The sequence below is a fragment of the Shewanella sp. 10N.261.52.F9 genome, from assembly GCF_041471165.1.
Lineage (GTDB): Bacteria > Pseudomonadota > Gammaproteobacteria > Enterobacterales > Shewanellaceae > Shewanella > Shewanella marinintestina.
Genome location: NZ_JBFRNX010000028.1, coordinates 182,324 through 207,732 on the forward strand (window position 1 = coordinate 182,324; position 25,409 = coordinate 207,732).

The 25,409-nt window shown below is 42.4% G+C and carries 21 protein-coding genes and 1 pseudogene; 9 read left to right on the forward strand and 13 right to left on the reverse strand.

Going from position 1 to position 25,409, the window contains the following annotated elements; translation table 11 throughout:
* Positions 1-361: 361 nt before the first annotated feature.
* Both AB4298_RS18430 and AB4298_RS18435 read left to right on the forward strand, forming a co-directional pair.
* Entirely contained in the window at positions 362-982 is a 621-nt protein-coding gene (locus AB4298_RS18430; RefSeq protein WP_248998030.1) for an NAD(P)H-dependent oxidoreductase, read from the forward strand.
* Entirely contained in the window at positions 982-2,916 is a 1,935-nt protein-coding gene (locus AB4298_RS18435; RefSeq protein ID WP_371987842.1) for a monovalent cation:proton antiporter-2 (CPA2) family protein, read from the forward strand. The genes AB4298_RS18430 and AB4298_RS18435 overlap by 1 nt, the downstream gene beginning before the upstream one ends.
* 88 nt (positions 2,917-3,004) lie before the next feature.
* Here AB4298_RS18435 and hpf read toward each other — a convergent pair whose 3' ends face one another.
* Positions 3,005-3,361: a ribosome hibernation-promoting factor, HPF/YfiA family gene (hpf, locus tag AB4298_RS18440; protein ID WP_248998032.1), complete on the reverse strand. Its 357-nt coding sequence runs from the start codon at positions 3,359-3,361 to the stop codon at positions 3,005-3,007.
* Between the two features lie 594 nt (positions 3,362-3,955).
* Between hpf and AB4298_RS18445 the strand changes: the two genes are divergently transcribed.
* From AB4298_RS18445 to AB4298_RS18465, 5 genes are all read left to right on the forward strand, one after another.
* Entirely contained in the window at positions 3,956-4,255 is a 300-nt protein-coding gene (locus AB4298_RS18445; protein WP_248998033.1) for a hypothetical protein, read from the forward strand.
* 3 nt (positions 4,256-4,258) lie between these two features.
* Complete coding sequence (locus AB4298_RS18450) at positions 4,259-5,884, forward strand: PepSY-associated TM helix domain-containing protein (RefSeq protein ID WP_371987844.1); 1,626 nt, start codon at positions 4,259-4,261, stop codon at positions 5,882-5,884.
* A gap of 3 nt (positions 5,885-5,887) precedes the next feature.
* Entirely contained in the window at positions 5,888-6,214 is a 327-nt protein-coding gene (locus AB4298_RS18455; RefSeq protein ID WP_248998035.1) for a DUF3325 domain-containing protein, read from the forward strand.
* 245 nt (positions 6,215-6,459) lie between these two features.
* Positions 6,460-6,987, forward strand: coding sequence for a hypothetical protein (locus AB4298_RS18460; protein WP_371987846.1), 528 nt, complete (start codon positions 6,460-6,462; stop codon positions 6,985-6,987).
* A gap of 179 nt (positions 6,988-7,166) precedes the next feature.
* Entirely contained in the window at positions 7,167-7,613 is a 447-nt protein-coding gene (locus AB4298_RS18465) for an OsmC family protein (RefSeq protein WP_371987848.1), read from the forward strand.
* A gap of 69 nt (positions 7,614-7,682) precedes the next feature.
* Here AB4298_RS18465 and AB4298_RS18470 read toward each other — a convergent pair whose 3' ends face one another.
* The 4 genes from AB4298_RS18470 to AB4298_RS18485 form a co-directional block, all read right to left on the reverse strand.
* Positions 7,683-8,270: a lipid-binding SYLF domain-containing protein gene (locus AB4298_RS18470; protein ID WP_248998038.1), complete on the reverse strand. Its 588-nt coding sequence runs from the start codon at positions 8,268-8,270 to the stop codon at positions 7,683-7,685.
* Between the two features lie 217 nt (positions 8,271-8,487).
* A complete protein-coding gene (locus tag AB4298_RS18475; protein ID WP_371987849.1) occupies positions 8,488-9,543 on the reverse strand; it encodes a DUF2955 domain-containing protein in 1,056 nt (351 codons plus the stop codon).
* Entirely contained in the window at positions 9,533-10,669 is a 1,137-nt protein-coding gene (locus tag AB4298_RS18480) for an HlyD family secretion protein (protein WP_371987850.1), read from the reverse strand. Before AB4298_RS18480 ends, AB4298_RS18475 begins: the two co-directional genes overlap by 11 nt.
* Positions 10,670-11,019: 350 nt before the next feature.
* Positions 11,020-14,298 (reverse strand): S41 family peptidase, encoded by a 3,279-nt coding sequence (locus AB4298_RS18485; protein WP_371987851.1) that lies wholly within the window; start codon positions 14,296-14,298, stop codon positions 11,020-11,022.
* 483 nt (positions 14,299-14,781) lie between these two features.
* Between AB4298_RS18485 and AB4298_RS18490 the strand changes: the two genes are divergently transcribed.
* Positions 14,782-15,198, forward strand: coding sequence for a hypothetical protein (locus tag AB4298_RS18490; RefSeq protein ID WP_248998042.1), 417 nt, complete (start codon positions 14,782-14,784; stop codon positions 15,196-15,198).
* An 81-nt stretch (positions 15,199-15,279) separates the two neighbouring features.
* Here AB4298_RS18490 and AB4298_RS18495 read toward each other — a convergent pair whose 3' ends face one another.
* The 3 genes from AB4298_RS18495 to purE all read right to left on the reverse strand — a co-directional run bounded on the left by AB4298_RS18495 (position 15,280) and on the right by purE (position 17,176).
* Complete coding sequence (locus AB4298_RS18495; RefSeq protein WP_371987852.1) at positions 15,280-15,870, reverse strand: hypothetical protein; 591 nt, start codon at positions 15,868-15,870, stop codon at positions 15,280-15,282.
* A complete protein-coding gene (locus tag AB4298_RS18500) occupies positions 15,863-16,417 on the reverse strand; it encodes a sigma-70 family RNA polymerase sigma factor (RefSeq protein WP_248998073.1) in 555 nt (184 codons plus the stop codon). The genes AB4298_RS18495 and AB4298_RS18500 overlap by 8 nt, the downstream gene beginning before the upstream one ends.
* A 255-nt stretch (positions 16,418-16,672) precedes the next feature.
* Entirely contained in the window at positions 16,673-17,176 is a 504-nt protein-coding gene (gene purE, locus AB4298_RS18505) for a 5-(carboxyamino)imidazole ribonucleotide mutase (protein WP_248998044.1), read from the reverse strand.
* A gap of 441 nt (positions 17,177-17,617) precedes the next feature.
* Here purE and AB4298_RS18510 point away from each other — a divergent pair, with 441 nt between their 5' ends.
* Entirely contained in the window at positions 17,618-18,880 is a 1,263-nt protein-coding gene (locus AB4298_RS18510; protein ID WP_248998045.1) for a sensor domain-containing diguanylate cyclase, read from the forward strand.
* 370 nt (positions 18,881-19,250) lie between these two features.
* Here AB4298_RS18510 and AB4298_RS18515 read toward each other — a convergent pair.
* The 5 genes and pseudogenes from AB4298_RS18515 to AB4298_RS18535 form a co-directional block, all read right to left on the reverse strand.
* A pseudogene (locus AB4298_RS18515) lies at positions 19,251-19,397 on the reverse strand (methyl-accepting chemotaxis protein); the annotation flags it as partial.
* Positions 19,398-19,454: 57 nt separating this feature from the next.
* Entirely contained in the window at positions 19,455-20,072 is a 618-nt protein-coding gene (locus AB4298_RS18520; RefSeq protein ID WP_248998046.1) for a transglycosylase SLT domain-containing protein, read from the reverse strand.
* Positions 20,073-20,198: 126 nt separating this feature from the next.
* Positions 20,199-20,633, reverse strand: coding sequence for a hypothetical protein (locus tag AB4298_RS18525; protein WP_371987873.1), 435 nt, complete (start codon positions 20,631-20,633; stop codon positions 20,199-20,201).
* A gap of 7 nt (positions 20,634-20,640) precedes the next feature.
* Positions 20,641-22,206: a glutamate--cysteine ligase gene (gene gshA, locus AB4298_RS18530; protein WP_371987853.1), complete on the reverse strand. Its 1,566-nt coding sequence runs from the start codon at positions 22,204-22,206 to the stop codon at positions 20,641-20,643.
* Positions 22,207-22,384: 178 nt separating this feature from the next.
* The gene (locus tag AB4298_RS18535) at positions 22,385-25,219 is read right to left on the reverse strand and encodes a M16 family metallopeptidase (protein WP_371987854.1); all 2,835 of its coding nucleotides are present in this window, start codon (positions 25,217-25,219) and stop codon (positions 22,385-22,387) included.
* Between the last annotated feature and the right edge of the window lie 190 nt (positions 25,220-25,409).

Genomic DNA, 25,409 nt, shown 5'->3' on the forward strand with positions numbered 1-25,409 from the left:
TATCTAGGTCATTTTTCGATAACAATGGAAATTAAAAACGATTATGACTTCTGTGAGCTGGGTTGCTATCTCTCTGTTTTTGTTTATAACTTTAGAGGTAGTCATCGCTTAAAACGTTATCTTGTTACTATTTTAGCCCAAGTTCAACAGTTGGCTTTCTCTTAATGTTAGCTGCTTTTACCACCATCAGCGCCTTTAGTCTGCAAGAACTGAGAGTAATAGCCCAATTCGTTTTAAAAGCTGTAACCTGATGGCTATTAATTATTTCTACGCCAACAGCTTATCGGCAAAAATATTTAGCTCAGCCGATTGTCTATGCTAGATTTAATTACAATCTTTTAAGCAAAGTGACTGGACAACCATGACTACCGCGGCAAAAAAAATCCTCGTCTTATATGCTCATCCCTCTCAAGAGCGTTCTGAAATCAATAAACCACTCTTTCATGCCACGGGTCTACAACCTAACGTCACTGCAGTTGATCTTTATGCTGAATATCCCACATTTAGGATTAACATCGATAAGGAACAACAAAGGCTCGTCGAGCACGATGTCATTGTGTTTATGTTCCCATTATATTGGTATTCCACTCCTGCGATTTTAAAGGAGTGGCAAGACTTGGTTTTAGAATACAATTTTGCCTACGGCGCTAATGGAAAAGCGCTCGAGGGCAAAACCTTTTTATGTGTATTAAGTGCTGGCGGCAGTGAAGCTGCGTATAAGGAAGATGGCTTTAACCACTTTACTCTCAGAGAATTGCTTCGTCCTCTAGAACAAACCGCCAATTTAACTGGGATGCAATTTATCGCTCCGTTTGCACTTTTTTGTGCCCGCAGTGCATTTGAAGAAAACAGAGTGCAAAACCATATCGATAAATGGATTACAACATTAAAAGCACTAAGTGAAGACCGTATCGATATTGCGCTAGCGCAAAAAGTCGAAAAACTGAATGACCATCTCGACCAAGTGATCCGGGAGCACTAATGACAGCCTATTTTATTCAAGCTTTTATTTATCTATGCGCAGCAGTTATTGCTGTGCCCATTGCCAAACGCTTAGGCCTTGGTTCAGTTCTTGGCTACCTTATCGCCGGTGTTGTTATTGGCCCTATCATTGGTTTAGTTGGCACCGAAACCAACACCTTGCAGCATTTTGCCGAATTTGGCGTGGTGATGATGTTGTTCTTAGTTGGTTTAGAGCTTGAGCCCAGAATGCTGTGGGACATGCGCAATAAGTTAATTGGCTTAGGTGGATTACAAGTGGGCCTATCCACATTAGTGGTTATGGGGATAGCCATGAGCTTTGGCTATGGCTGGACCATCGCGCTAACAGTCGGCATGATATTTTCATTATCTTCTACCGCTATTGTGCTGCAAACCTTTAACGAAAAAAGTTTGTCAAAAACAGAAGGCGGTAAAAACGCCTTTTCGGTATTGTTGTTTCAAGATATTGCCGTGATCCCCATGTTAGCGTTTATTCCGTTGCTAGCATTACCAGAGCTAGTCGAGAAAGCACAATCTTTGGCACAAACAGCAGCTGAGCATCATGAAGAAATGTCACTAGTTGCTGGCCTTCCAGGATGGGCCTATGCCATCGTAGTTTTACTAGCCATAGCCAGCGTGGTGGTTGGCGGTCACTTTTTAAGTCGGCCGTTATTTCGCTATGTAGCAAGCTCTGGACTACGTGAAATATTTACCGCCACAGCACTCATGTTAGTCATTGGTATTGCCGCACTGATGAGCCTTGTTGGTTTGTCCCCTGCCTTAGGAACATTCCTTGCCGGCGTAGTGCTAGCCAACAGCGAATTTAGGCATGAGCTAGAGTCAAATATCGAACCCTTTAAAGGGCTATTGCTCGGGTTATTTTTTATTACTGTAGGTGCAGGTATTAACTTTGAGGTGTTGTTTGCCAACATTGCGCCAGTCTTAGCAATGACTTTTGCAGTGATGCTCATTAAAGCGCTAGTGTTATTAGTTTTGGCATTTATCTTTAAGATCAGGGGCAGCGATCGCTGGCTGTTTGCACTGAGCTTGGCCCAAGCCGGTGAGTTTGGTTTCGTACTACTGAGCTACACAGTACAAAACCATGTTATTCCAACTGAGTTAGCCCAGCTATTATCTTTAGTTGTCGCTCTTTCTATGTTCTTAACTCCAGGCCTATTTATCCTGTTTGATAAAGTCATCTTGCCGCGCTATGAAAAAACAGAGAATACCCGTGAGCCTGATGATATTAATGAAAAAGGCACTGTCATTATTGCCGGAGTTGGCCGTTTTGGTCAGATCGTTAACCGACTATTAGTGACTAACGGCGTAAAAACCGTGGTACTCGATCATGAGGTGCAGCAGGTAGAGAACTTAAGAAAAATTAATACCAAGAGCTTCTATGGTGATGCAACTCAACCCGACTTACTGCATACCGCCGGCATAGATAAAGCTAAAATGTTGGTCATTGCCATTGACGATCCTGAGCGCGCGGTTGGACTTGTTGAATATATAAAGCATACCCATCCGCATGTGATTGTGATGGCGCGTGCATTTGACCGTCGTCATCTATACCGTCTGCGTAATGCTGGCGCAGACTTTATGGTCAGTGAAACTTTCCATTCAGCGTTAAACCTAGGTAAGCACGCGTTAATTCGACTTGGGGTACACCCGTTTAAAGCTGAACAACAGCGGGCAACATTTTATGAAACCGAGGTGACGCACAAAGACACCCTTTATGATGCGTGGAAACAAGTTACAGAAGATGACAAATACTTAGTGCACTACCGAGATATGTTTATTCAATTAGAAGAAACCTTAAGTGCTGCGATGAAAGATGAACGTTATCGTAGCTTTTCTAAAATGGAACGTGGTTGGACGCCGCCACCAAAGAATAACCACACTGAATTTTCTCAATCAGAAAACGACGAAGCGTAAATAAAAAGCCCCGAAAACGTTTAACGTTATCGGGGCTTTAATCTATCAACCGTTAAACTATTCGTTTAACAAAGGCTGGCTAATTACTTTATACCAAATTCATCTCTTGCACTTTCTCATGTGCAATTTCTGGTGTCGTCACAACTGGCTTAGAATGCAAATCAGCCTTCAGTTGTCCTTTACGATGCTTTAGTGCCGCATCGAGTTTTTTAGCTGCGCTGGTAATGGCTGGGTACATAACAGAGTCATTACCAGAAGCGGAAATACTGCTTCCCTCATAATTCGTTCTAATTTCAACCTGGAAGTCGCCGTGCTCTTTAGCAATGATAATATCAAGTGCGATCAGGGTTGGAAAATGGCTCTCTATCTTCGAAAACTTCTCTTGGACATGCTGTCTTACTACGTCTGTTACATCAACGTGGTGACCAGAAAGATTTATTTTCATAGGTTTTCCTTTTTACAATGATTTCACCTATTACATTTGGGTTTTTAGCTTTAAATTACAAGCTTTTGTTAAAAATAATTTATCTAAAGCTTGTTGGTAAAATAGTCAACTCGTTGCTGTAGCCCAGTGTGTATCGGGTAAAAACAGTTTTTGTTATTTAATAATTTTATTCAAGCAACCATCTTGGTGTGGTTAAAACACCAGCAGAACGGCGCTCCTTCATTAGTGTAGTTGATTAGCATACGGTTATATAAGGCCTAATCAGCCCTCTACTAATTTAGACAAAAAAAACCGCTTTAGCTTGATTTTTATTACGCTTTACCTAAAAAATATAAACAAACTCCAACGTTCGTCACACATCAGACACTTACTGATTAAATATTTTACAGCGAATGCGTAAAAAACTGAAAAAAACCGCCTAAATTCAAGTGAACTCCAGCAACACTAAGCCGCATTCAATTGAGATCTAACTCCCAAGTCTAGTACATTTACCATTAAATACGAATGAAAACAGTTATCAGTTAAATAAATTAATGTAGAATACCGTCAATCATATTTTCTTTCCAAATGCTGATCTCTTAGGTGCTTATCGAAGTGCAAACAACAAAAACAAAAATACTCCTCTCACTCAATACCGATAAGTGCGACGTTGCAATAAGAGCACTGTCAGCCATCTTTGCAGGGTATCTAGTTGCAGCAACTTTATCTGCCTTGTTGGCAATGGTATTGCCTCTCTCGCCCGTTGATAGCACATTGACGGCAATGATGCTGTCATTTTCAGCTTATGCCGGTGCCGGAATTTGGGCGTTTAGCGTAAAAAACCAATGGCGTGCACTCACCGACCTGCTCTGCCTCAGTGGTTTGTTCTACCTACTCATTTTGATCATAGGTTAAATAATGAAAGACTCTTTTTTTCGCAGCATGACTTGGCTGCATACGTGGGTAGGTTTACTTGTTTGTTGGGTACTATTATTAGTGTTTTTTGCTGGTACATTAAGTTATTACCGCTATGAAATGACGCTTTGGAGCAAGCCTGAACTGCACAAAAATGTTATTCAGCAGTATGAAAACATTAATGTCGCTAGTGAATTAACTCGGGCTCAAAACTACTTATCTGCACAAGCTCCAGACGCTCGTGATTGGCGAATTAACTTTCCTACTGACCGCAAACCTTATATGAGCTACGGCTGGCAAACACAGCCAGAAGAAGGGCAACGCCGCGGTAAGTTTGAAGAACATATCGCTCCAATTGAAGGCGATACATTAATAACCAATGTGCGGGAGTCAAAAGGTGGCCACTTTTTCTACCGTCTGCATTTTGATCTGCACTACATGCCGGCCAAAATAGCACGCTGGATAGTTGGTTTTTGTACCATGTTTATGTTGGTCGCACTGATCAGTGGCATTGTTATTCACAAAAGAATCTTTAAAGACTTCTTTAGCTTTCGTCGCAACAAAGGCAGCCGTTCGTGGTTAGACGCCCATAACGTCAGCTCGGTGCTAGCATTACCTTACCATTTGATGATCACCTATACAGGATTGATTACATTAATGATGATGTATATGCCTTGGGGAGTTATGACTGCCTATGACGGCGACTTTAAATCCTTTAGAAAGGAGTTAAGTCCAAGTCGAGTACAAGTTCAACCAGTAGGCATTGAAGCTCAAACAGTGGCACTAAGTCTGTTACTTCCTGACGTTGAACGTATATTTAAAGATTCGACGATTAAGCAAGTCGTGATTAACAATCCAAGTGATAAAAATAGCCAAGTTAACTTTTATCGAGATACTGGCGAAACGGTAACCGATAGAAGAATTGCTGTAGTATTTAACGGCACTACCGGCGAGCTAACTAACCATGGAATTGAACCTGACTCTGGTGCACAAGATACTTACGATACATTAATTGCGCTGCATACTGGCCGTTTTGCAGAGCCTTTGCTACGTGCATTGTTCTTTATCAGCGGTTTTTTAGGCTGCGCAATGATCACGACAGGGACATTACTTTGGGCTGTTAAAATTCGCCAAAAGCAGCAAAAACAAATTCAACAAGGCGCGAAAGCAAGCTTTGGCTTACGTTTAGTCGAAGGTTTAAACCTAACCTTCATTGTCGGTCTTCCTTTCGCTACAGCAGCATTTTTCTATGCTAATAGACTACTTCCTACTGAGATGCTTAACCGTGCTCAATGGGAGGTCAATTGCTTCTTCATCGCCTTAGCAGCCATGGGATTACTCGCTTGTATTAATCGTTCTCGCAATGCTTGGAGAATCGCACTAGCAGTTACAGGAAGCTTATTAATCGCTATCCCAGTATTAAATGCGTTCACATCAAACAGCCACCTATTCGGTAACATAGCCATGCAACAATGGCCATTAGTTGGCTTTGACTTAATGGCTGTGATAATGGGGTTTGCATTGTTTTTTGCCCGAGTGAAACTAGTTAGTAAAAGCACTGTCATAACCAAGAATGTGACACCTAAACGCAGAGCTCATAATGAAACTGCAGTAAAAGAGGGAGTATAAACCGTGATATTAAGTCTTTTGGGGTTTAGCTATCTCGCATTTGGACTGCTCGCGTTAGCGATGTTTTCTCATTATCGAGATGCATTTGGCAAAGCACCGAGTCCTTTACAAGCTAGGTTACTTTACATTGCTGGCTGGGTTGGCATTAGCACTACTTACTGGGGATGCATTACAGACCAAGGCTTTGCCTACGGCAGTATTTTGTTCTTTGGTTTATTGTCTTTTGCGGGTCTGTTAGTCATTTTAATGCTCAGCTATAGAGCCAAATTTTTGCCTCACTCAATGGCTGCAAGTACAGTTTTTAGCTCAGTATTAATCGCTATTAACTAACTGCAGAACTGTTAGCTGGTTAATATTCACTATGCACTAAGCCTTTTGCAGTCATGCAAAAGGCTTTTTGTATCATGAGACTTTGCAGGCTAAAAATAATAGGCCCGTACACAAACCTATTACTACTCTCAATTTTAGTGAGAAAAAACCCAACAAGGCCAAGTTCTTATCTTAGTTCAGCTTAGGTACAGTTTAGAGGTTTTAGTATTGACGCTACCAAGAATAACTTACCATACTGAGATCCCATGCTTACAGCCTCCCCTAGCGCTTCAGTTAATCATACTCCCACTCAAAATAATGATAGCTCAGCGAATACCAATAAAGCTCCTGCCAGAAATATGCTTACACAAAGTGGCGCATCTGCAACAATTCAGACTATCGATTCAACTAAACACTCAAGCTCAAGTCGGCAGACTCAGCCTGCAATAAACAATCAAGACACCGTGAGCTTAAGCGAAGAATCAATAAAACTATCTGCAACTAACAAAAATGATGCTCAAGTCCTCGCTAACAGACCTAACCTGCCAAATGAAGGCGAAAAAGCAGAGGTCTACATCGAATATAAAAAGGCTAAGATGCAATACCAAATCTATGCTGATATGGCTAATGTCGTCACAGGTAATAATTCAGGAGTATCGCCAATGACCGCCCATTACTTGGTTAATAATGATGACGCCCGCGCAGCAACTGTGAACGCTAAAGCTCAGCAACAACAAATTGCTACCATGCAAACCTACGCCAGCACCAGCCAGAACTTGAATGAACAAAGCTAACTCTTGTCTCCAGCAACGCTGAAAAAGCAAGGTTGTTTTATAGAACGTATTAAGCTAATTCTCTAATTTAGTAAAATAATAACTCACTAAATTGACTGGTAAAGCAACTCTGAATCGATTAAAAATGAACAGTAATGTTGTACTAATTGTGATTACCTAATAATAAGAGTTAGCAAAATATGAGCTTTAATATCAACCTCAGTTGGTCCCCTACTGATAAACCAGTAACAGAACTACAAAACTTTTGCCGAGATCATCAAATTACTTTCGGCAGCGGCCAACAAATTCAGGGTTCATCTGCGCCTGAATACAAGGGTTCAGATGATAAAGTTAACCCAGAAGAAAGTTTACTCGCTGCATTAGCAAGCTGCCACATGCTGACTTTTCTCACTATCGCCCATCTTAAACGACTCCCCATATTAAGTTACCAAGATAATGCTTATGCTGAACTAGGCAAAAACTCTAAGGGACAAATATTTATCAGTAAAATTGTATTAAAACCCCATGTTGAGTTTGCGACTGTAGTTAATGAAGATGTGCTCAAGAAAATGCATGAAAAGTCTCATAACAACTGCTTTATCGCTAATAGTTTAAGTAACGAAACAGCTTTTGAAATCAAATATTAACTTTGAAATAGCCCAATAAAAAAGCTAGGCCTTATGCCTAGCTTTTTTATTAATTTGAGCGTTTAAAATTTACTCTGCATCATTTTCGATAAAGTCATCTGTAAAGTCAGTTTCCCAATACTTATAACCTTGTACCGTGGCTTGCGCAGCAGCGCCCATTAAGTTTACTTGGTAAGTTTTCACGCCAGATACATCTACCGACTGGTTCGCGGACGCTTGCTCACCACTGCCCTCATACTCGGCGCTTGCTTCTGCCTGCGCTTGTCCTTCATAGCCAGACTCTTTAAATCGCGTCAGCGCTGCACGTTCACTAAACGCTTGTACAAAAGCTACTTGCTTCCAACCAATACCTGCACCGACACCACCAGTAGCAAAACGATAATAAGAACGACTCCCTCCTTCGTGTAACACACATACTCCACCACCGGTAGATAAGGCAAACAGGTAACTGTTACTGCCTGTACAGACGACATAGCCAACTGAGTTAGCTACAGCCGATTTGGCCCCGGAGTGTTCACTATAAATCTCTTGCAACGCAGATTGAGTTTCTTCCCGGGCATGCATTTTTTTGGCTTCAGGTGTATCACCGGTTGCACAACCCACGAGAAATACAGGAATAGCAATTGCCGCAAGTTTAAGAGAGTTCAGTTGAAACATGGATTAATCCTTAACAAAAATAATGAGGAGCATTGGCACTCAAGATGTAGCTAGTTGAACTATTTAACGTATAGCACAAGAATCAAGCTATTGATTCAGTTATATATCACCTCAAAGCTTAACGGCTGCTTGATACAAGCTTTATCACTATCACTTTTGTTCGAATGTGTTTATTGCATCACAAGAGCAACTCAATACGAGCGCTTAAAGTCTGCAGCTAAAGGCTATTTCTTTTCTTTAAAAACTTCCAATCACGAGATTCTAAATAGAAGGATGCGAAAATCATATAAACCCCAACCAAAAACAGCTGTAAGATCCTTAAATAGAAATTCACTGCAACATCTTTATCGGTCGAAGATGCCGTTGAGCCAACCACAACCAGTAATGCTGATAAAATACCAGCGTAAAGCGGCGCTTTTTCTGGATTGGCATATATTTTTTGCCCAAACAACAAGGCTGCGAGCATTGACATACCAATATAAAAAGGCAGTTCGGGTACTATGGTAAGCATGTTGTAAAACACAATCGCTAATGCACCGCCAATACCATTGGTGATCAATAAAAACAGACTGACCTTAATGCTTTTTGCGCCCGCAGCCTGCAACGACAAAATGGCAATAAAAATCATGGTTAGCAGCGCGCCAGATATTTCCAGGAAGTAAAAGAAGCAAATAACTGGGAATGCAATAATCAACGCCCTAAACGCTTCATGAGTTCGCTCATCATGACTTTGCGCAGCACTCGCTAGTTGCTCTCTATTGGGCGATAAATCCGGTAGCAATGCATGCAGCAAGGCAAAAATAGACACCGCAACCACACCCGAAAAACTTAACCCTACTCCAACTAATATCGCAGCTCCCGGCTGCAATAAACTCATATAAGGTAAAAGTAAGGTTGCGACAATGAATATGGTCGCAAAGAAGTTCCACCTAGGATCGCTAAATAGGTAATAACCCCAAAGCATCATCATCGCGATTAGTGGCAATAACACCATAGGGTATTGGGTTGGTCCGAAACTCACTATCCACGCCAGACCTATAGTACAAATCATCGAGATAAGCAGCTCGTACACGGTTTGCACGGTTGGCTCTTGCCTATCAACTAAAAACTTAGCCACAAAAACCGGCACGATAAACGCCAGTGGCCACGCCCAAATAGCTGATATCGCAACCGCTAAACCAATACCTAAAGTAAAACGTAGAACGCGTCTGGTATAGATGGCCTCTTCAGAGGCCATCCTTGTATTTATTGAAGCACTGCGACTATCTGACATAAGAGAACCAGCTCACAAGGCGGATCCAAAACTTACCAAATAGATTAATGATGCTACTGTCGCTGGTATAAACAATCACATCGGCTTGGCCACCAACACGTCTTAGCCCCACAGCTTCATCTGCAGGCAACACGATAGTGACAGGAAAACGCTGAGATTGGCGCAGCCAGCCTGTTTGACCAGATACCTGTGCAAGCTTACCTGTTTGCTCGCTTTGCCCCCAGTCGATACCGTAATCAATGCTACCAACCGTCGCTTGAAAGACCTCTCCGGGCGCGTAATCAAGTGCAAACTCAACTTTATCGCCAGGCTGCATATTGCCTAAGCTATTTTCTCTAAAGTAAGCTTCAATCCATACATCTTCCGATGAGATAAACGTCATCACCGGCTGACCCGCACTGGCGTAAATCCCCTCTTTTAATCTGAAGTTTGACGCAACGCCATCAGTCGGCGCTGTAATCGAGGTCCGTGCTAAATCTAACTGGGCTTTTTCAAGGCTCAATAATGCTGATTTAACGTTAGTATTATTTTCACCTTCTGCACCAAGGCGCTCCTCTGCTTTCGCCAGATCGGCTTTAGCCGCAGCAACGCCAGCTTCAGCCTTCGTTAACTCAGCCCTAGCATTATCCGCATCGGCCTGCGACATCACCGCTCTATCAACCATGGCAAAGATACGTTTAGACTGTACTTGGGCATTCTTAAGATTGGCTTGCGCGTTAGTCACCTTTGCTTGCGCCGCAGCTACGTTAGCGGTTTGCGCGCCCACGTTTTGGCCTGCTTTTTTAAGGGACTGTTCGGCTTGATTCAGAGCAATTTCATAATCTTGTGGATTAATTTTTGCCAGCACATCACCTTGTCTAATCAAGGTGTTTGGCTCAACTAAAATATCGACAATCTCACCTGAGACTTGCGGGCTAATAGGCACTACATAGCCACGAATTCGACCTAAATCGGTAGAGGGAATAAAGCGGTCGGCAATAAGGTGGAATACAAATAAAAAACTTACGACGATTAAAATAATATTGGTCGCTTTACGTATTTTGTTATTTTTACTTGGGCTCTCTTGCGGCGCGTTATCGCTAGTACTCACTTCATCATTTGCGATCGCTGTTTTTTCTTCAGTCATACTCATCCCTTTGGTAACCGACTGGCAAGCTGCAATAAAAGCTCTGCGTGAATGGCGTATTAAATAATTAAGCAATAAATTCTTTAGATTAGTATGAATTAACGCTTGATTACTCACATTATTTTTTATCCAGTTTAGTGTCTATAACTATAAATATTCAATATTTTTGTAAAATAAATTCAACAAAATCGCGTAAGCAAGATCCCACATGTAGTCGATCGAGATTGAGCACTGCGCTTGCTAAAGGAATAAAGAAGGTTACTAAGCAAAGGAGGGATAAAGATAGACGTTATAGGCCATTATCCAAGGCTCATAACGCCATCTTACACAGTTAACTAACTAGCGGTTTATCAGAATGCCTTATGCACATCTTCGGCCATGCCTTTTACTGGCATAGGTTTAGGTACTAGCTTAGTGGCAGGTTGCTGTTTAAGCGCCTCTTTTAGATAACTAACTGCTTTATCTAATTGCGCATCTGTGCCGCTAAATGTTGCGTATGGTAGGTTGTCGACCTCAATATCAGGGCTAACACCGCGGCCTTCAATAATCCAGCTACCGTCCATTGCATATTGTGGATACTCAGCTACACGTGCCATGCCTTTATCTGTTAATGAGTTACGCCCAGATAACCACACACCTGCGCCTGCTGTTTGCTTACCAATCAATGGCGCAATACCCAACGCCTTAACGCCTGCAGAGAAGGTTTCGCCGTCAGAGTAGGTTAGCTGATCGGTCAGAACAACTAACTGACCGTTAAAGGTTTGCTGCATATTGCCTGATGGTGTGCCATGGGTTGGCGCCCAAAATGCCCAAGTCCTGCGCAGTAACTTTTCAATGATCCAGCTATCAATATTACCGCCACGGTTACGGCGCACATCGATAACTAACCCGTCTTTATTGACGTTAGCGTAAAACTCTCGCGCAAAGCTTGAGATATCACCGCTACCCATGGCATATAAGTGCAAGTAGCCAAACTTACCATTGCTGTCTTTGGACACTTTGGCGCTGTTATGTTGCACCCAGTCTGTGTATCTCAACTTGGCATTTTTAGATGGGCTTACTGGCTCTACAATTGTTTGATGAGTTTTACTGCCGCGCTTAAGAGTAAGTAATACTTGCTTGCCCGCTTGGTTACGCAGCAGCTTAGTCACATCGGCCATATTATTGAGCGGCTTAGCGTTAATCGAGACAATCACATCACCGACTTTGGCATTAACGCCCATTTGCGCCAGTGGCGCAGCTTGTGCTGGTAACTCAGGATCGCCTTGATAAATATGCTCAATGACCACCCCCGTCTTAGTCTGCTCGAGACGCGCACCAAGACTGGCTGATTTTGCTTTATCGGCATCTTTTGGTGCATCACCACCGCGCACCTGCGAATGCAAAGAATCTAGCTCACCCATCATCTGTGTAAACAGATCATTCAATTCATGACGGTCGGTTAGTCTGTCGACTAACGGTTGGTATTTAGCTTTGGTTGCCTGCCAATCAAGTCCACGCATACTCTTGTCATAAAAAGAATCGCGGTGCATTAACCAAGCGTCTTCAAACATCTGTTGCCACTCGCTCGCAGGCTCAATCGCCAGTTGCCATAGATTGGTTTTTACATTGGCGTTAGTCAGCTCTTTTGGCAGTTTATCGCCTGCATCAACAATCAGCATTTCACTGCCTTGCTTAGACTGCTTACGAATAAATAACTTGCTTGAGTCTTGAGACAATTGATACTCGCCAACATCTTTAGCAAAGGTGTCAACTTTAGGGCTTAACGGATCAAACTTAACCACTTTCAAGCTAGATTTACCGCTAGTTGTTGTATCAAGTAGATAAAATTTATCGTCTGCCATTTGCAGTGAGCTGTAGTTACCTGCAGCCACTGGCACTTGCCATAAACGATTGGCTAAACCTTTCCAATCGACTTCGGTTTCAATCTCGTCATCATCCGCTTTTGCAGGTTTTGATAGCAACTCATTTGGCTTTTGAAAGGCAAAACGCGCGTCTTCATTCAAGGCTATCGCAAACACTTGGGTGCGCTTATCAAACATTGGCCCTAGGTTTCTGTCTCCCCAAGGTGAAGTCGGCGTAGACACAAACTGACGATTTGATAAGAAATACAGCCAGTCGCCATCGGCGCTAAAGCTTGGCGAAAATGACTCGTATTTATCGCTAGTCAGTGATTCAGCGCGATTATCGTCTAATGAATACAACACGATTTGCGGGCGCGCTTTACCCATTTCCGCTTTGGTTAATGCAATAAATTGACTGTCACCAGACCAAACGATATCGGCATATGGACCCAGCCCCTCGCCTTGAGTAATAATTTTTTTATTACTGCCTTTCTTTAAATCTAACAACCATACATTGCCGTCATAATCGTCATGGGCAAGGTAGCGTCCATCAGGTGACAAGTGCAGATCGAGTCTTAGAGTTTTGCCATCTTTAGTTAGCTGCTTGGCGTTATCGCTGCCATCTGCCGCAAAACGCCACACTTCTTGCTCGCCCGTTGCATCACTAATGCCGTATACCCAAGTGCCATCTTGGCTCATCACTGCGTTACGTACGCGGTTTTGACCCGGCAAAGATATTTCCACTAAACGTTGACCATCGGTGCCAGCAATTGCCACATGGCTGCGGGCGGTGATCACCACTTTGTCAGCCTGAGGCGATAAGTTAGTGGCTGTTGCGTATTTCATTGGTGCTTTCACCCAGTGCTCACGCTTTTGGGCAAAGTCTGATGTTAAATCAATCTCAACGGTTTGGTCTTGGTTAGTTGCTATATCAAACAACTTAATATCGGCGCCCTGCTGAAACACGATGCGACCTTGGTCGAGTCGTGCATTACGCACTTGCCATTCGTTATATTGAGTATGCTGCTTAAGATCGCTGCCGTCGGTCGCCATTGACCAAATGTTGTCATTGCCATCGCTATCGCTAACAAAATAAAGGCGAGAGTCCCATAACATAGGTTGTCTGACAGAGCCTTGATGAGCAGCCGTTAACAACGTCGCTTCTTGTTTGCTGCCAAGCTTAAATTTCCACAGCTCACCTTTAGCGCCACCACGATATACTTTAGCGTTATCGCCTGTTGTTTGGAGGCCAAAGCGGGTGAAGTAAACATATTCACCTTTATCATCAATAGCCCCTTCAATGGCATCGGCCAAAGGCAAGTCTTCTGTGAGCAAGGTTTGTGGATCGACGGTTCTTAATACCCAGTAGTTCGCCGGACCAAATGCATTATCTGTGGCATATAAAACTTTTCCATCAGCCGTCCAGCCTTGTACTCGCACGCGGCTGTTTTCAAAACTTACGCGCTTAGCTTGCCCGCCATTAATTGGAATAACGTAAACTTCTGACGAGCCTTCATAATTGGCAACGTATGCCACAAACTGACCGTCTTTTGAGATGGTTGCGCCAAGCTCTTCTGCCGGTAAACTGGTTAAGCGCCTAGCTTGAGAGTCTGACAAAGATTGTGTCCAAAGGTCGCCCTCTGCAGTAAAAACCAATGTTTGTTGATTCAGCGCAGGAGCTCGAAAATAACCCGATTTCACCGTTGATTCAGACGCAAAAGAAGGCGGAAGGGTTAACGTACCTAGGGCAAGCATGCAGCATGCGAGTGAGTGACGAATTTTCATCTAAGCTAGTAATCCTATTGTTATTATTCGGACGAATTCTTTCAGCCCAACAAGGTAGCAAACTTTTACCCATGCATCAGCAAAATATCTGCAAATATGTATTAGCAAATGTGTTGTCACAATAACAATAAGTCACAAGTTAACTAACGCTGCCACAAGTTCGAATCTATGCCAAACTTGCTGCAATTTTTCATCGATGAGCTTAGTTAAAATTAACCATTATCACTTAGTTTACTTTTTAACCCTCGTAGATTGAGCTTCAAACTTTAGCAACCTCCCATATAAAAGTATTAAATACTTAAACAAGCAGCGCTATTGATAAAATCTCAACTAAGCTAACTATAAATATATGCAAATACTTGTTTACGCATAACAAAGAATGCTTGCTAACAAAAATAAGCGTTCAAAACCTAAACTCATTTTGGCGTAAAGTAATAAACAGAACCCTTTTTTATTTGAACTAAGTGGCTGTTCGAGGTACCTATGCAAACAGACTACCCACGCCCCTCATTAAGGGATGACACCCGAGTCAATAACGCCTTGGGTAATATGCCAAAACATTGTGCAAACAGTTTTTCTGAGCCACAGCTGGTATACATGCGCTTAGCGCTCATTAACAATAAATGGCAACGACACTTTATCGATAATCGAGGCAGCTTTTATATTCCATTTATTGGTTGGCGGTTTTTCTATGTTGTGCTTATTGGCCGCAATAAGCGTGCATATAGCCGTAAAGAAAAACAGCTGACTTTAGCCTTGTTTACCCTATGCGTTGTTGGGTTTGTACTAATCTCCTTACTGCTGGGACTTTTGTTACTTTACTTACTCAAATCAGCTTTGGGGATCGACCTTTTTGAAGATTCATCTTTGGGAATTTGGGACTGGTTTAAATCACTTTAAGGTTACCGTCTCTTAAATAAAAAGCCTGCAAATGCAGGCTTTTACTTTCATTATTCTATATTTTTAGCACAATTCTTATCTTCAATGGTCAGCCATAATCGCTTTCTGCAAACGATGGTAACGAGCATTAAGTGGATGATTGTCTTCAAGTACTGACGGCCACTGCTTAGGAACCTGCTGTAATAGCTCATCAGCTTGGCTAAGCTGCTTGGATTTTAATAATTGCGTTACTGCATCAAGCTGATTAGCAATAGCTTGATTAACAGAGCCTTGCTGGTCAATTTTACTATCGTTAATTGATTTAGATGCATCAACCGCCTTGGCTGCAGGTGCGCTATCTTGCATCGAACGCATCATCTGCGGCTCTGGTGTCGCCACTTGTGGAGCCGACATCATCATTGGCTCGCCTTGTGGTGAATCAGCGCTATTTTGTATCGCTGGGTTAATCATAAATAACGTGACGACAACCAATACCGAAGCAGCCGATGACAATGGCCATCGATATTGGCGCCAGAAAGATTGGCTAGTTTGACCACTATTTGAATGCGAGACATGCGCGCGAGCCTGAGCGATGATATCGCTATCTAGAGTTGAAGATGGTTGCTCTGTGGCACTTTTTCGATACATAGACTGGATCTCAGCTTCTATTGTAGCTTGCTCTTTATCAGTCATGATTCGCTCCTTGCCACTTTAAATCCACGCACTCTTTTAATCCTTTATAAGCATAACGAATGCGGCTTTTAGTTGCCTCTAATGTTGCTCCAGCAATATCGGCAATAATCGCCGCAGTAAAGCCCATTTCAACATTGAGTAAAAATGCCTCTTTTTGTACCTGAGGTAGATTGGCTACACAGCCTTTTAATAAATGAGCTTTTTGGCTATCGAGCATTTGTGCCTCAAGATTAGCGTCATCACAACCTAATTGCGCCTCATGATCTTGTTCGGGTTCAAACACTTCGGTGAAGTTATTGACAGGCTTTAGTGCGCGGACATGGTCAATCACTAAGTTATGGGCTATTCGGTAGAGCCAAGTGGTAAACTTTGCACTGGTTTCATACTGACTCGCAGCCTTAATTACTCGGCTCCAAGTTTCTTGATACAAATCTTCCGCTAACTGCAGATCGTTAATTTGTCTGACAAAATAGCGATATAATGGGCCTTTATGCTTTACATAAAGCAGCTCAAATGCTCGAGCATTTCCCGCTGCATATTGCAACATTAACGCTTGGTCTGAGTCCACTTCACTCGAGGGGTTATCTAATGACAAAGATTGCTCCACCGCATCTTCCTTAGCTAAAAATAATAACCGCTTAAGTCTGCATGGGTGCTTGAGATTTGTCTAGCGTGGAAAGACGTTAGAGAAAATAGCCAATAACTGATATCGGGCAAAGCTGAATATAAAAAATGCCGCTAGAGCGTTACTCTTAGCGGCATTTCATTGTTAACAGGCGAATTTAGATATTGACCTGAAAACTTAAGCTAATTTAGCTTGTAGTGCAGCGTCTTTAGCTTGAACAGCTTCAGCTGACTTAGCACGCTCTTCTTTAACTGCTACAGCTAGAGCATCATCACCTACAGCAAGCATTTGAGCTGCTAGATAACCTGCGTTTTTAGCACCAGCGCTGCCGATAGCAACGGTTGCAACAGGAACGCCACCTGGCATCATCACTGTAGATAGCAATGCATCATGGCCTTGTAGTGGACCACAATCAACTGGAACACCGATAACTGGACGAGTTGTAATACCCGCAACAGCACCAGCTAAGTGCGCAGCAAGACCTGCAGCACAAATAAAGACTTTACAACCACGCGCTTCAGCATCAGTTACGTATGCATGCGTAGCTGCAGGCGTACGGTGCGCTGAAGTTACTTTTGCTTCAAAGTTGATTTCGAAAGTTTTAAGCACATCGAGGGTGGCTTGCATTGTAGGCAGATCTGAATCAGATCCCATTAATACTGCAACAAATGGTTTGCTCATTTTAAGTCCTTGAGTAGGGCGGTACATTATTATATTTGCGCGCATTATAATGAAATTTAGCGCACTTAGTAAACAGGCTTCCCCCAAGCCTGCCGCGCAATTATCCCTAAGGTTTGAAATAACTGCAAATAACTTATTCATACATATGTATAACAAAGCTGCAAAATAGTTGATAAATATCTTTACTGGTTAATTTTGCTATATTTATTGTGTGAAGGTTTGCTTTTTCAGCAGTAAATAATGCTCTCATTTAGGTGGTAGTAATGTTTACTCAGCCAAAATGGCGACGATGGCGGGCTTAAAGCTCAATCACCTTTGTCAGTCATGATTTTTTTACATATGATGAGAAACATAAGCAATAAATACAGGAGTCGCTATGACGAACACTCTTTCAATCAGCAAACACTTTATATCACGGTAGTTTTACGAATAAGGATATTCATGGCACCTATTAAAGATAGCTTGAAGAAAAAGAAAATTGATTCTGTTGATTTAAAAACCCACCTAGCCCTCTTAGGTACCCCCATGCTGCTTTTACTTATTGGTTGGGGTATTTTCATTGGCATTACCCATAGCGCAAACTCTATTGCCAACCTAATTTTAGTCGCCGTCATTTATTTACTAGGTTATAGCTTGAGTTATTACTTTCACCAAGGTCGGCTAAATCGCCTTTGGGAGCACCTACAACAGGTTATTCATGTAAACGATACAACCTTTGAACTGGTCAACATTGCTAATCAATATCATGATGAGCGCGCCTTTCTCAACGCTCTATTAAAAAAAGCGGTTAGTAGTATCGATGGTGCAGAAATGGGTTCAATTATTAAGGTTGACCCTAACGATGGCGCGTTACAGTTTGAGTCAACTATAGGCATTGATATCAACAAACTTCGCAGCGTGCAGTTTAATCTAAGCCAATCTTTTGAGTACAAACTGACAAAAGGTAAATGCGATAGAGTGGTGGTGATCGATGATATGGCAAATATCAATGCCCACAGTACTTTATCTGCTGAAGAACAAAATGTATTACTCACCGCACCGCAAGCGCCTATTCGGTCAACTCTTTCTAGCCCGATACATATTGATGGCAACTTATATGGCATGCTCAACCTAGATAGTGCTAGGCCAAAAGCCTTTAACCACTACGATAGAAACCTCGTCGCGATTTTGACTCATGAAGCAGCAAATGCCATTGCCCTATATCAAAAGACCCGCCAGATTAACTTATTAGCTAATTTTGATAGCTTAACTCAACTGTACAACCGACAACGCTTTGAACAAGGTGTAAAAGACTGGAAAATTAAGCAGCACTTTGGCAGCTATTTAGTGATTCTAGATCTCGATAACCTCAAAATGATTAATGATACAGGTGGCCACCTTGCAGGAGATAAAGCACTACAACATTTTGCCAATATACTAAAGCAGCATTGGCATAAACAGTATCTGGTTGCGCGCTATGGTGGAGATGAGTTTATCGTGCTTTGTCACGGCCCTTTGGAAAAAGTTGAAGCTGACTTAACGTTAATGCAACAAGCATTAACCGAGCAGCAATCTGGTCTCTCTCCCCATACTAGTGGTAACCTTAGCCAAAGCATAAGCTTTAGTTATGGTATTGCTAAGTTCCAAGGCAATTTAGCAGCAAGTTTTAAAACAGCCGATGACATTATGTATCGCAACAAGCGGCTCAAGCAATCATCAACCTAAGCTAAAAGATTACACGCAAATACCTCTAAGAGCTTTATCGAGCATTATAGAAGTATGTTTTTGTTGTTGAGCTTGCTGTGAAGTACTTTTTAGCTGGCGTGCATTTCGTGGCTTAACCGTTCAATTTCGCCCACTTTATCTATTATGGTAGAGGTCGCGTGTTTTTGTCGTTCAATACTGAAACGGATCTCCCCAGCAAGCCTATCCAATTAGTTTAACACTGCGTCGATTTGAATAAATGCAGCAGTGATGCTTTCGCATTGTAATAAACTTTTTTGGCTTGCTGTAATAGTCGCTATTTTACTGCTGGTTTTATCTTGATAACTCATCAACAATACTTTGGCTCTCAACAGTCGACTCTTGAGTTCAAAAAGCCATTCCCGGTAAGCACTTGCTCACCGACACGAGCCGCCTCAATAGCCGTATTTAATGCTAATAAGTTAGTTTGCTTAGCAATCCCTTTTATCACTTCAAGTACATTACCAATCTCATCACTATCTTGCTGGAGGAGATCTAAATAAAAAAGCCTCTGCACTGCAGAGGCTCATTAATAACTGAGTGACAACTTATTCGCTTAACCGAAAAATAAACGCCATAACCATGATGAATCAAGATCTTCTTGGCATTGCCTATATTGCGCAGCATACCGTTTAGAGCGAGCATCGACCCTAGCAGCAACTTTAATCAACCAAGCTTTTTGATTATAGGTCTTACGCTTATATCCGCCCCAGCCTTCGTGATAATTTAAATATTGGTTACGAGCATCCCATTTCGACACACCGTTTATTTTATGGGTCTTGTAAATAAACCAGCCCATAAAGTCCATCGCATCGTCAAAGTTACTGCGGCTAGACCAAGAGTTACCGGTTTCTTTTACGTAATCATCCCATGTCATTGTTTTTGCTTGCGCATAACCATAGGCATCGCTGGCTCGACCAATAGGGATAAAACCTAAAAAATATTCCATTGGCGGGGCTGCATTATGTTTAAAGGAGCTTTCTTGGTACATCATTGCCAACGGCACATGCACAGGTACGCCCCACTTTTCACGAGTGTTTTTAGCGGCGCTATACCAAGATCTGTTTTCAGTATATATCGAACAAAGATTCTCAGGATCTTTCGGAGGAGGAGTGGCACACCCTGTTAACAGGGTTGCTAAAACAACAGTCGCAAATAATGCAGGCCATTTCATAAAATAAGGATACCAACAGACAGTAAAAGCAAAGTCGTAGTGTCACATTGATAAGCAAAACATGCAATTGAGGTTTGAGTAAATTGTGTTACAAATCAAGAAGGGGAAATCGATACCAGTCGTAGATTAAAGCGGTGCAGGAAACTCACACTCATAGGACTCTTGTAGCCAAACTTCTGGTTGCCAAAAACCACTATCATCACCACGATAGACCTTATCTACGTTAAACTTAGCACCAATATGATAGCGCTCATTATGTTCAACAGAGATGGTCAACTCTTTTGGTGTTCGTGCTGACAGCTTAACTTTCAGGCTAGGCGCGTCAATTAGCTCGGCGAGAATAAACGTATGCTTACCTGGGTTGAGGCGATAATTAGGCTGAGAAATAACAGGTTTACCATCTAGGTGAGTTACCACCGCTCGATAAATATTAGCTTCAGGATCTGGCTCCATATACGTCGCAACTATGCCGCATTGATTACTGGTATCTGGTTGTGATGCACAACCAGATACCAGTACTGCCAATACAGACAAGCTTAGTGCTGATATAGCGCTTTTAATCACGCTATTACGCCTTGAAGTAATCAGCTAAGAATTCATCGAAACTGACACTAGGTTCTGCTTCAATAGCCGCTTGTTTGGCGAGTGATGCTTTGGCATCTTGCTCGTAGCGAGCAGTCATGGCATCTGATAGCGGATACGCTTTTAGCTGTTGATGATAATCTTCAGCAAGTTGTAACACCCAGTCACTGTGGTCCATTTGATCTTCTTTCAAACCTTTTATGATTTGGCCTGATAGGGTTGCATCTGGATTATCCACGGCTTTATGCCACTTAGCTAAAGCAACTTGATAATCATCTTGCTCGTCATCAAGGAGTTTTGCGATATCTTTTAAATTGTCAAATAACGACTCTAACCAACTACTTAGGCTAATATCTTCACCTGAACGCGTTAGCATTAATCCCGGCTTACGCCCTTCTAATACTACCGAGTTTAGGTTGGCAGAAATCTCAGCTTCTTCTGCTGCATCAGTCGCTTTAGACGGCTGTAATAAACAGTTAAGTAGGAACAAATCTAAGAAACGAATTTGTGACTTTTCAATACCCACAGAGCTGTAAGGGTTAACGTCTAATGCGCGTACTTCGATATATTCAACACCAGCTCGAGCTAAAGACTCTGACGGTTTCTCATTGCCTTTAGCAACACGTTTTGCACGGATTGGCGAATAAAACTCGTTTTCGATTTGCAAAATATTGGCGTTAAGCTGACGATATTCGCCATCAACTTTGACACCGATTTTAGCAAAGTTAGCTGACGGCATATTAATCGCTGACTTCATGCCCTCTAAGTAACAAGGCAAGCCATTGTAGCTAATGTTTAAATTATCTTGCTCTTGGTTGGTGTAACCTAAGTCACTCATGCGTAAAGAGGTTGCATAAGGTAAATAAAGAGTACCATTACCAATAACCTCAAACGGGAAGTTATTAGTTTTAGGATCTTGAATGAAGGTGCTACACAGTGCTGGGGATGCACCAAACAAATAAGGTAATACCCACACTAAGCGGCGATAATTTCGGATAAGGCCAAAGTAAGACTCTGAAATAAAGTCTTCTAAGGTTAACGACGTATCTGAAAGCTCATAAAGTCGGTCCCATAACTGATCTGAAACTGAAAAGTTAAAGTGAACTCCAGAGATAATTTGCATCTGCGCGCCATATCGGTAAGTTAGGCCTTTTCGATATAGTCGCTTCATTTGTCCAGTATTAGAACTGCCATAATCAGCGATTGGAATATCGCCGGCGTCACCTAAATAACAAGGCATACTCACAGGCCATAAACGCTGACCATTTAAGTGGCGCACGCTGTAGGCATGGGTCAAAGTCAGATCTTCGACTAGCTCATCAATATCTTCAAAAACTGGCGTAATAAACTCTAGTAATGACTCACTATAATCAGTGGTGATCCGCGAGTGCGTTAATGCCGAGCCCAGCGCCTGTGGATGTTTATCCAAGGCTAAATGACCTGACTTTTCAATTCTTAACGCTTCACGCTCAATGCCACGTTGCATTGATTTTAGCGCCTGACGACTTGCCGGATCCGACAGTTTGCCTACTAATTCATTGAAAGATTTCAATATATTACTCTCTAGTACGTGACTCTAACTTTAATAGCATGTCAGTCAGACCCGCCATAGCCAACTTAAATTTCAAGTCGTACCAAATTAGCGTTTATTTAACTGCCAACATAATAAACGGTGAGATGATGCCACAGAATCGACACCATCTCCCGGATATATGGTCTAGATCAAGCTTTTACAACTGTAAAACTTGAATTGGATAACCAAGTGTTGATAATTCAGACTCTATTTTGGCGCGGTCACCCACAATCAAAATAACCATATCGTCTAAATCCAACTGCTCTTTAGCCAATTGGTTCAACTCATTACGGCTAATTTCATTGGTAATCTCAGTCTGCTGTTCACTGTAATTATTATCCAAATTATAGCGTTGAATATTACGCATTAACCCTGCTTTTTGATACGGCGTTTCATAATCAAGTGCTTTTGACTGTGAAATAGAGCTCTTCATAAAGTCGAGTTCTTTCTGTGTCATGCCGTCTTTTTGGAAGGCGCTAATCTCTTTAATAAACTCAACTAACGCTTCTTTAGTTACATCGCTACGCACACTTGCCGTTGCTTGATAGAAACCTTCTTCAGGGCCACCAGTAAAGTAACTTCTTGCACCATAGGTGTAACCTTTATCTTCACGCAGATTGAGGTTGATGCGACTGTTAAACGCACCGCCTAGGGGATAGTTCATCAAGTATGACTTAAAGAACTCACCAGTTGCGTCGTACTTTAGACCACGCTTACCAATCTTAATCACTGACTGCGCCGCTTCTGGTTTATCAACAATGTAGATTTTACCACCATCCACTTTAGGCAGCTCAGCAAGCTCAGGGCGTGGCGTTGCAGCGCCTTTCCAAGTAGAAAGCGTAGCAAGCTTTGACAGCATTTGCGCTTCATTTAAATTACCCACGGCAACGATTTGTGCGTTACCCGCTGTGTACTGCTTCTTATAGAAAGCTTTGACATCATCAAGCGTCATTGCAGACACTGTTTCAAGGGTACCACCACTGCTTACGCCAAATGGGCTGTCTTTGCCATAAAGCAACTCACTAAACGCCGTTGAGGCTAAATAATTCGGCTCGGTAAGCTCACGCTGTAAATGCTGTAACTTTTGCTGTTTAACACGCTCAAAGTCTGCCACTTTAAAGCCTGGCTCAAAAAGCTTTTCTTGCACAATCGCCATGGTTTTATCTAAATTTGCCGTTAGCGATGAAATCTTAACTTGGCTTTGGTAACCGCTAGCACTAAAGCTTACATTACTGCCGAGCATTTCTAGCGCTTGAGTTAACTCTTCTGCACTGCGCTTTTGGCTAGACTCGTTCATCATCGCCGCCGTCATGCCAGCAAGACCAGCCTGTTCTACGCCGAGTAGTCTGTGACCACCATTAAGGTAGATAACAATCTCAACCGTTGGTGTTTCACTGGTTTCAGTACCAATCACTTCAATCTTATTAGCAAGCTCACCTTGCCAAAGTGCTGGCATAGTCAGTACAGGAGCTGGACCTTCTGCAGGGATAACACTGCGATCAAACGATGACACGATTTGCGGTTTAACATCGAGATCTTCAACCGCAACAGCGGCAACCTTTTCAGCGGCTGGTGTAAAGGTATCTGCTTTAGCGATCAATTGTGATTGACCTTGCGGTACCACACTCATAACTACCATTGGCTTGTCTTTAATGTACTTATTAAACACCCGCATCACGTCTTCTTTGGTGACATTGGCGTAGCGCTTTAAATCAAAACCTATCATGTCTGGATTGTTAGAAAAGGTTTCATTGAAGGCTAAGCTAGACACTTTACCTTGTACGCTTTGCAGGCCAAAAATAGTGCCCGCTTCAAAGTTAACCTTAACCTTTTCAAGGTCGTCATCGGTTACACCTCGCTGTTCAAACTCCTTTATCGAATCTTGCATGGCTTGCTCGATTTCAGCTAAGTTGCCACCGCGAGCAGGGTTCGCTAACGCATACATAGAAAACTGACAGGCAAGCTCCTGACATGGATGACTAACGCCAGCTTGCACTGCTAGGCCATCTTTAACTAGGTTTTTGTAAAACAGAGATGTTTTGCCGCCACCAAGAATATTTGATAGTAAATCAAGTGCCGCTTCATCTTCATGGCGGGCATAAACTGTTGGCATACCAATACGAAGCAGTGGCAGGTGAACTCTGTCTTCCATAGATAGGTAACGAGTTTCATCTAAAGTGACCAGCTCTTTGACTGGCGCGTCGACTTTAGGGCCTGCTGGGATCTCGCCAAAATACTTATTTACCCAAGCGAGAGTTTGCATTTCGTCAAAATCACCGCCTATGGTTAAAGTGGCATTGTTAGGGCCATACCAACGTTGGAAGAAATGTTTCACGTCTTCAACATCAGCGCGATTTAAATCTTCTGGCCAGCCAATGACAGGCCAAGAATAGGGGTGACCTTGAGGATAAAATGCTTGGTTAAAGCGTTCTCCCATTCGTCCGTAAGGACGATTATCGATACGTTGGGCGCGCTCGTTTTTGACCGTTTCTCTCTGAACTTCAAATTTTTCTTCTGTTAGCGCCGGTAAGAAAAAGCCCATGCGATCAGATTCAAGCCAAAGCATTTTCTCTAGCTGGTTATTAGGCACAGTCTCGAAATAATTGGTTCTGTCGGTATTAGTGGTGCCATTTAATGTTCCACCGGCTTCAGTGATAATTTTAAAATGTTGCTCGTCGCCGACATTTTGCGAACCTTGAAACATCATATGTTCAAATAGATGAGCAAAGCCACTGCGCCCTTCTAGTTCACGGCCAGAGCCCACATGGTAGGTAACATCAACGTGGACTAAAGGGTCTGAGTGATCTTCATGCAAAATAACCGTTAAGCCATTCGCTAATTGATATTTACGATATGGGATGCCAACTTGCTCCCCTGTAAAGCTCACCGTCTCAAGCAGCTTTACACCTTCTGGTAAATTTACTGCGCTTTGTTGTCCCGCACAGCCCATTAATGCAGCGCTCACTGCCGCCGCTAATATCCATTTTTTCAATGACGTTCTCCTTGTTCACAACTGGCTATAATGTCTAATTCTTACAATGCAGTTCAATATTGCGTCTAGTATTACCCACAACAAGAAAAACAACCAGCGATGAAATTTGAATTTACGGAGTAAAAAAATATCCGTTTTAATAACAAGTTCTAAGCAAAATACTTGGTTATATCGACAATCCACAAATTAA